General features: G+C 73.6%; 7 protein-coding genes. 5 read left to right on the top strand and 2 right to left on the bottom strand.

Translation table 11 applies throughout. The annotated features are described in order from the left end of the window. The first annotated feature begins 91 nt into the window (after positions 1-91). The gene (rbsD, locus tag ACWDX9_RS57755; protein ID WP_449971755.1) at positions 92-481 is read left to right on the top strand and encodes a D-ribose pyranase; all 390 of its coding nucleotides are present in this window, start codon (positions 92-94) and stop codon (positions 479-481) included. A 16-nt stretch (positions 482-497) separates the two neighbouring features. On the opposite strand, the gene ACWDX9_RS57750 is transcribed toward rbsD, so the two are convergent. Continuing rightward, on the bottom strand, positions 498-1,595 hold the full coding sequence (locus tag ACWDX9_RS57750) for an enolase C-terminal domain-like protein (RefSeq protein WP_449971753.1): 1,098 nt from the start codon (positions 1,593-1,595) through the stop codon (positions 498-500). Positions 1,596-1,874: 279 nt separating this feature from the next. On the opposite strand from ACWDX9_RS57750, the gene ACWDX9_RS57745 reads away from it, so the two are divergent. Both ACWDX9_RS57745 and ACWDX9_RS57740 read left to right on the top strand, forming a co-directional pair. Beyond that, a complete protein-coding gene (locus ACWDX9_RS57745) occupies positions 1,875-2,741 on the top strand; it encodes a phytoene/squalene synthase family protein (RefSeq protein ID WP_449971750.1) in 867 nt (288 codons plus the stop codon). After that, positions 2,738-3,607 (top strand): DMT family transporter, encoded by an 870-nt coding sequence (locus ACWDX9_RS57740; protein ID WP_350732969.1) that lies wholly within the window; start codon positions 2,738-2,740, stop codon positions 3,605-3,607. The genes ACWDX9_RS57745 and ACWDX9_RS57740 overlap by 4 nt, the downstream gene beginning before the upstream one ends. Here ACWDX9_RS57740 and ACWDX9_RS57735 read toward each other — a convergent pair. Continuing rightward, positions 3,567-4,664, bottom strand: a complete 1,098-nt coding sequence (locus tag ACWDX9_RS57735) for an MGDG synthase family glycosyltransferase (RefSeq protein ID WP_449971747.1) — start codon at positions 4,662-4,664, stop codon at positions 3,567-3,569. The genes ACWDX9_RS57740 and ACWDX9_RS57735 overlap by 41 nt on opposite strands. Here ACWDX9_RS57735 and ACWDX9_RS57730 point away from each other — a divergent pair. Together ACWDX9_RS57730 and hpnC are read left to right on the top strand one after the other, a co-directional pair. Continuing rightward, complete coding sequence (locus ACWDX9_RS57730) at positions 4,645-5,394, top strand: polysaccharide deacetylase family protein (RefSeq protein ID WP_449971744.1); 750 nt, start codon at positions 4,645-4,647, stop codon at positions 5,392-5,394. The two genes, ACWDX9_RS57735 and ACWDX9_RS57730, sit on opposite strands and share 20 nt — an antisense overlap. A gap of 133 nt (positions 5,395-5,527) precedes the next feature. Continuing rightward, positions 5,528-6,406, top strand: a complete 879-nt coding sequence (hpnC, locus tag ACWDX9_RS57725; protein ID WP_449971741.1) for a squalene synthase HpnC — start codon at positions 5,528-5,530, stop codon at positions 6,404-6,406. Positions 6,407-6,578: the final 172 nt, after the last annotated feature.

Here is a 6,578-nt window from a genome sequence, read left to right as displayed (position 1 = left end):
CCGCGGCGTTCGCCGCGAGGGTGGGGGCCGCGGCCGTGCGCCGGGCGGGGGCGCAGGATTCGTACCCGACGATGGCGGAGGTGGAGGACCTGTGAAGCGCGGCGGCGTCATCAACGCGGCCCTGGCGGGTGCCCTGGCGCGGCTCGGGCACACCGACGAGCTGCTCATCTGCGACAGCGGCATGCCGCTGCCGTCGGGGGCGGACGTGGTGGACCTGGCGTTCGTGGCGGGCATCCCGTCGTTCGCCGACGTGCTCGACGGCATCCTCGCCGAGATCGTCGTCGAGGGCGCCACGGCGGCCGAGGAGGTCCGGGCGGGCAACCCCGCCTGCGCCAAGCTGCTCGGCGAGCGGCTGCCGGAGCTGGCGTACGTGCCGCACGAACGGCTCAAGCGGCTCTCCGCCGCCAGCAGGCTGGTGGTGCGCACCGGGGAGGCGCACCCGTACGCCAACGTCATCCTGCGCTGCGGCGTGGCCTTCTGACCGGGCTTAAGTGCCCTCAGGCCACGCGGTAGGTCTGCGCGGTGCCGGTGCGCAGCGTCAGGCCGTGGCCGGGGGTGCCGGTGTGCGGGCGGGCCTGGCCGCCGGTGGGGTCCGCGGCGCCGTCGAACAGGGTGGACTCGATGCGCTGGTGGTCGTGGAACCACTCGATGTGGCGCAGGTTGACGGTGGCGGCCGCGGCCGGGAGGTGCAGGTTGGGCGCGCAGTGGGCGGAGACCTGCAGGTGGTGCCCGGCGGCGATGGCGGTGGCGGCGAACCAGCCGGTGTAGCCGCCGCAGCGAGTGGCGTCGACCTGGAGGCAGTCGACGGCCCGGGCCTGGCACATGCGGTTGAAATAGGGCGGGTCGCAGCCGTACTCCCCGGCGGTCACGTCGGCGGCGCAGTGCTCGCGGACCAGCCGCAGCCCGGCCAGGTCGTCGGAGGAGACCGGCTCCTCGAACCAGGTCACCTCGTGCTCGCGCATCCGCTCGGCCACGCGGACGGCCTGCTTGGCGCCGTAGCCGCCGTTGGCGTCGACGTACAGCTCGGCCCGCTCGCCGATGACGCGGCGGGCCAGCGCCACGCGGCGCAGGTCGCGCTCGGGGCACGTCCCGGAGGACTCGCCGATCTTGATCTTCACCCGGCCGATCCCCTGGTCGTGCACCCAGCCGGCGAGCTGGGCCGTGGTGGCGGCGTCGTCGTACGTCGTGAAGCCGCCCGAGCCGTACAGCGGGACCTCCTCGCGCGCCGCACCGAACAGCTGCACGAGCGGGACGCCGAGCAGCCGCGCCTTCAGATCCCACAGCGCGACGTCCACCGCGGAGAGCGCGTATCCGGCGACGCCGGGCCGGCCGGCGTTGCGCACCTGCCGGTTCATGGCGGCCGACAGGGCGGGGATGCCGAGCGCGTCGGCCCCGATGATCGTCTCGGTCAGCAGTTCCGTGACGAGAGACGCCGTGGCGGCGGGGGCGTAGGTCCAGCCGATGCCGGTCATGTCGCCGGCCGTCACCGTGACGACCACCAGCGTGGTCGCCCGCCAGGCCAGGGTGCCGTCGCCTTCGGGCTGATCGGTCGGTATCCGGTACGCGCTCGCCGCGACCCGCTCGATGGTGCTCACCCTGTCCAGCACTACCCCGCACACCCCCGCCAAACGCGCGCCGCGAATTTCCCGGCCCATTGCCGAATAGTTCAGCGGGGCGTAAACAATTCGCCCGGTAATTACCGGCAGCGCTCCATCGGACCGTCGCCCGAGTTTATTGCCACGACACAACGGACAGCCATCTCTCATGTTCTGGGGGAAACGACGCGAACGGCCGTCGCGGCCATGATGTTCGCCCGAGCCGCGAATCTGTGGCGACGGCATGATTGTGCCTCTTCTCGCGATGCGGCCGGGGCGGTGTGCGTCGACGACGCGTACCGGCACTGCGAGCAGATCATGCGCACTCAGGCCCGCAACTTCTCGTTCGGCCTGCGACTGCTGCCCGCCCCCAAGCGCCGCGCGCTGAGCGCCGTCTACGCGCTGGCCCGCAGGATCGACGACATCGCCGACGGCGACGGCCCCGCCGGGCGGCGGCTGGCCCGCCTGTCCGCGATCCGCGGGATGCTCGACGGGACCGCTCCCGCGCGGCACGACCTCGTGCTGGTGGCGCTGTTCGAGGCCGCCCGCCGCTATCCGATCCCGCTCGCGGCGTTCTCGGACCTCGTCGACGGCTGCGCCGCCGACGTGCGCGGGAGCACGTACGAGACGTTCGACGACCTGGTCGGCTACTGCCGGTGCGTCGCCGGCTCGATCGGGCGGCTCTCGCTGGGCGTGTTCGGCGCGGAGGACGCGGAGGACATGGAGGCGGCCACGCCGCTCGCGGACGCGCTCGGGGTGGCCCTGCAGATCACCAACATCCTGCGCGACCTGCGGGAGGACCGCCTGGCCAAGCGGGTCTACCTGCCCGCCCACGACCTCGAACGGTTCGGCTGCACCCTGGACGTCGACGCGTACGGCCGGTTCAGCGACCCGCCGGAGCGCCTGGCCGCGCTCGTCAGGTTCGAGGCGGACCGGGCGCGCGACTGGTTCGCCACCGGGATGCGCCTGCTGCCCATGCTGGACGCGCGCAGCGCCGCCTGCACGGCGACCATGGCCGGCATCTACCGGTGCCTGCTCGACCGCATCGCCGCCGATCCCGCCCGGGCGCTGGCCTCCCGGATGTCGCTGACGACGAGGGAGAAGTCCATGGTCGCGGTACGTGCCCTCGCGAGGCGTGGGAGTTGATCGCTGCCGCGCTGCTGGCGGTGCTCGCCGCGGTGTGCAACGCCGCCACGTCGGTCCTGCAGCGGCGAGCGGCGCGACCGCTGCCGCAGGAGCTGGGGCTGCGGTTCGGCCTGATCCGGGCGCTGATCGGCAACCCGCTGTGGCGGTGGGGGATCGTGGCAATGATCGGGGGCTTCCTCTTCCAGGCGGCGGCGCTGTCGAAGGGAGGCATCGCCCTGGTCCAGCCGGCCCTGGTGATCGAGCTCCCGTTCACCATGATCATCATGTCCTGGGCGTTCGGCACGGTTCTGGACGGGAAATCGTGGCTGGCCATCGGGGCGCTGTCGGCCGGCCTCGCGATGTTCCTCGCCGCCGCGGTCCCCGGCCCGGGGCGGTGGTCACCGGACACGGCCGAATGGATCATCGCCGCCGCCGCGACCTCGGCCACGATCGCCGCGCTGGTGACGGTGGGGGCCATGACCAGGGGGCCCATCCGGGCCGCCACGCTGGGCGTGGCCGCGGGCATCGGCTTCGCCTTCACGGCCACGCTCATCAAGAAGTGCACGATGATCCTGGCGGACGACCCCCGCGCGCTGCCGGTCTCCTGGCCCCTGTACGCGATGCTGGCCGCGGGCCTGTGCAGCCTGTTCCTCCTGCAGAACGCCCTGCACAGCGGCACCCTCGTCGTCGCCCAGCCGGCGTTGACCATCAGCGACCCCTTGGCGGGCATCCTGTACGGCGCGCTGATGTACGGGGAGCCGATCCGCGCCGGGCCGTGGCTGGTGATGGAGGCGGCGGGAGCCGGGCTCCTGGTCTACGGGGTCATCGTGCTGACCCGTTCGCCGCTCATCCAGGATCAGAGCGCGGCCCCCTCGGCGCGGAAATGAGGCCCGCCTGGACCGGCATCGAGGAGAACAGCGCGGAGGCCCGGTCCACCTGGCGCTTGCGCGATCGCGGGTCCTCGAGCAGGTCCAGCGCCGCCAGCAGCTCCGACGCGGTGCCCGTGTGGAGGCTCACCCCGGCCCCGGCCATCGCCCGCGCGCCGGCGAGGCCGTGGCCGCCGATGGGCCGGTGGATGACGACCGGCAGCCCGGCGGCGAAGGCCTCGTGGCAGGTCAGGCCGGAGCCGTTGTCGACCAGGGCGTACGCGGCCGCCATGAGCTCCGGCACGTCGTCGCGCCACCCCAGCGCCGGGCCCAGCCCGGCGGCCCGCAGGCGGCGCCGCAGCTCGGCGTTGTTCCCGCACAGGACGATCGGCGTGTACCGCCCCGACCCCGCCAGGGTGCGCGCGGTCGCGACGACGTCCCCGACGCCCCACGAACCGGTTGACACCAGCACGAGCCGGTCGCCGGGGTCCACGCCGACGCGGCCGGCCACTCCCCCGGGATCGGCCACCGCCCGCGCGAACTCCGGGCGCACGACCGGGGCGCAGCAGAGCGCCGGGCGGCCGCTCCGGGCGGCGATCTCCCCGACGATGTCGGGATTCGGGCACAGATACCGGTCGTTGCCGGGGTGCAGCCACAGCCGGTGCACCGTGAACTCGACGATCAGCACCGTGCTCGGGCAGGGCAGCCCGCCGCGCTCACGCAGCAGCCCCGCGATCTGGGCCGCCAGGTGGAAGGTCGAGACGACCTCGTCGGGCGAGCGGGCGGCGACGAGGCGGCGCAGGGCGGGCAGCGCGAGCACCGTGAGCGGCGAGGTGCCCGCGGCCCGTTTGCCGACGAAGAAGACCTGGTAGATGACGTCATAGAGCCAGGGGGCGCGCAGGATCATCCAGCGGTATCCGCGGCGCAGCGCCGATCCCAGCCTGAACGGGAGCAGCTGGAGGACATCGATGATCTCTGAATCGGCATTCTCGGCCGCGAGCCGGGCGGCCAGCTCGGCGGCGACCCGGTCATGGGCGCTGCCCATCGGCGCGCTGAGAATGAGGACCAGCCTGGACATCTCATGTCCCCCGATCGGCCGCGCCGCGCTGCCGCTCGGGCTCGCCTGCCTGGCGCTGCTGCACGCGGGTCCCGCCGTCACCTGGCTGCCGCCGGTCCGCCGGCGGATGCCCTCCGTCGCCGGCGTCGGCGACCCCGGCCATGTGGCGCTCACCTTCGACGACGGGCCCCATCCCGGCTCGACCCCGCGCTTCCTGGACGAGCTGGGGCGGCTCGGCTGTCACGCGACCTTCTTCGTCCTCGGCGAGCTGCTCGAACGCCACCAGTGGCTGGGCCGCCGCATCGTGGCCGAGGGTCACGAGCTGGCCGTGCACGGCTGGCGGCACGGCAACCCCTTGCTCGCCCCGCCGGGACGGCTGACGGCCGAGATCGGGCGGACCGCCGACCTGGTGCGGGCGGTCGGCGGCGTGCGCGCGACGTGGTATCGCCCGCCGTACGGCGCGCTCAGCCTGGAGGCGCTGGTCTCCGCCCGCCTGCACGGGTTGCGCCCCGTGTTGTGGACCGTCTGGGGCCGGGACTGGGAGGCGGCGGCCACGCCCGGCTCGGTGCTGGCCACCGTGGCGGCCGGGCTGCGCGGTGGCGCGACCGTCCTGCTCCATGACTCCGACCACGCCTCCGTTCCTGGGTCCTGGCGACCGGCGCTCGACGCCCTCCCCGCGCTCGTGGAGCGCTGCAGGGGCATGGGCCTCCGCGTGGGCCCGCTGCGCGAGCACGGCATCGCGTTTCCATAACGGCCACTCCCCCTTTCCCGTGGAATTCAAACGGCGTTTTCCCGGCCCGGCCCGCGAGTAAATTCCGCGCAAATGGCCGGGCAGCGGAATGCCGTCATGTTTGCGTTCCCCAGGGCCGGATAATTTCCCTGTCGTGCGGTCAGAGAGATGCCATTCGCGGGAGCCGGCGGAAAAGGCGCGCCGGGAGAACTTCCCGGTGGCCTCCCGGCTGCTTCCGCGCCGGCACCGCGACCACCTCATGGCTCTGTACGGCTTCGCGCGCACGGTGGACGACCTCGGCGACGAGGGAGACCCCGGCGACCGCCTGGGGCTGCTGGACGAGGTCGAGGCCGACCTCGCCCGGCTGTACGACGGCCGGCCGCCACGGCTCGGCCCGCTCCGCGCGCTGGCCCGTACCGTCCAGGAGTGCTCGATCCCCGCCGAGCCGTTCCGCCGCCTCATCGAGGCCAACCGGCTCGACCAGACGGTCACCCGCTACGAGACGTTCGACGAGCTCCTGGGCTACTGCGAGCTGTCGGCCAACCCGGTCGGCCATCTCGTCCTGTACGTGTTCGGCGAGGTCAGCGGCCCCCGCCTGGCCCTGTCCGACAAGGTCTGCTCGGCGTTGCAGGTCATCGAGCACTGCCAGGACGTCGGCGAGGACCACCGGCGCGGCCGCGTCTACCTGCCGCAGGAGGACCTGCGCCGGGCGGGCTGCCCGATCGGCGATCTCGCGGCGGCGGCCACGTCACCCCGGTTGCGCGACGTGGTGGCCGTGCAGGCCGCGCGGGCCGGGACGATGCTGGCCGAAGGGGAGCCGATCGTCGCCTCGTTGTCCGGCTTCGCCCGTACGGCGGTCGCGGGCTACGTCGCGGGAGGCCACGCGACGCTGGCCGCGCTGAGCGGCGCCCGCTACGACGTCCTGGGCCGAGCCGTCCGGCCACGCCGCGTACGCCTGCTCGGGGCGTGGGCGCGTGTCCTCATGACCATGAGCCGGCCCGACGCGGGTCTGCGACGACTGCCGTCGGCATGAGAGGGCTGCCCCTGTGATGACGATCGCGCCGGTGGCGGTGGTCGGCGGCGGCCTGGCCGGCATCACGGCCGCCCTCGCACGAACATGGCCTGGCTCTCCCGGCTGCCCGGGGTGGTGAACCCGCAGGCCGAGCAGCGCAGAGAGGTGCCCGGAGCGGGAACCTTGTGCAGCG

The organism is Nonomuraea sp. NPDC003201 (genome assembly GCF_053590415.1).
This window is presented reverse-complemented; position numbering and strand designations above follow the sequence as displayed.

Excerpts from the sequence above, each read along its gene's own strand:
- ACWDX9_RS57730 (WP_449971744.1), top strand. The coding sequence starts at position 4,645 with ATGAGGACCAGCCTGGACATCTCATGTCCCCCGATCGGCCGCGCCGCG.
- ACWDX9_RS57735 (WP_449971747.1), bottom strand. The coding sequence starts at position 4,664 with ATGTCCAGGCTGGTCCTCATTCTCAGCGCGCCGATGGGCAGCGCCCAT.